The 886-nt window shown below is 39.3% G+C and carries 1 protein-coding gene; it reads right to left on the bottom strand.

The genetic code is table 11. The annotated features are described in order from the left end of the window. Window positions 1-65 precede the first annotated feature (65 nt). Entirely contained in the window at window positions 66-638 is a 573-nt protein-coding gene (locus tag M1K46_RS25570) for a spermine/spermidine synthase (protein WP_256228238.1), read from the bottom strand. Between the last annotated feature and the right edge of the window lie 248 nt (window positions 639-886).

The following is an 886-nucleotide window of genomic DNA, read 5'->3' as shown; positions in this document are numbered from 1 at the left end:
GGAATCACAAAGACTATAAGTTCCTTTCTGGCTCTGTTGAGGAATTCACTTGGAAATGGTCTGTTTTATCTTTGGTCAACTTTCACTGGATTTATCGGGAGCGACGCTATATAAACATAATCCGCATCGTGACCTTCCTGAGGTACAGCTAATTCTATTACTTTATGAAAGGTATGCCTTAGTCGTACGACGAATTCCGGCGATGGAGAAGCACTCCAAAAAGTAATAACACCATTTGAAGCCAATAAGTCTGACAATGCAACAAGACTGTCCTTCTGATATAACCTAGCATTGGCTTCGGTAACTGTCCAATCAGGCCCATTGTCAATATCTAAACAAATAACTTCAAATTGACCCTCTCTCCGGTGAATCCATTCGAGGAGATCAGCGTGAACTACTTCTGTTCGATAATCCTCTAAGCTGTTATTTGAAAAGGGCGCAAGATAGGATTGATTCCATTCGATAACTTTATCAACTATCTCGATAACCTTTACTTGACTTACACGTCGATCATTTAATGCCTCTGCCAACGAAAATCCAACACCTAATCCTCCAATAAGAACACGTTCCGGAGTTAATGCTACATCCAGCGCCGCCTTTACTAGTAATCTTTCGGACACATCATTGTATGTTGCCATTAAAAACGTTCCATTACTTATGATCTCGTAGTGATTTCCGCGGCGTTGAAGTTGAATTTCACCGCGGGGGGTATTACAGCGCTCTATTACGTCTGGAGGGATATACAAGAGAACACTACCTTTCTATTTAATTTCTAAGGATAATCTTGTTGAATAACTTTATATTTAAATTTCAACATAAATTGTAAGGAACCTTGTTAAAATATTGAAATTGGTCAAGAGTAACGGAGTTCCACTTGTTTGGTGAA

Origin of the sequence: Fictibacillus sp. WQ 8-8, assembly GCF_024494405.1 — a bacterium.
GTDB lineage: Bacteria > Bacillota > Bacilli > Bacillales > Fictibacillaceae > Fictibacillus_C > Fictibacillus_C marinisediminis.
This window is presented reverse-complemented; position numbering and strand designations above follow the sequence as displayed.

What these genes read in the sequence shown, in the direction of transcription:
- M1K46_RS25570 (WP_256228238.1), bottom strand. Translation starts at nt 638, where the DNA reads ATGGCAACATACAATGATGTGTCCGAAAGATTACTAGTAAAGGCGGCG.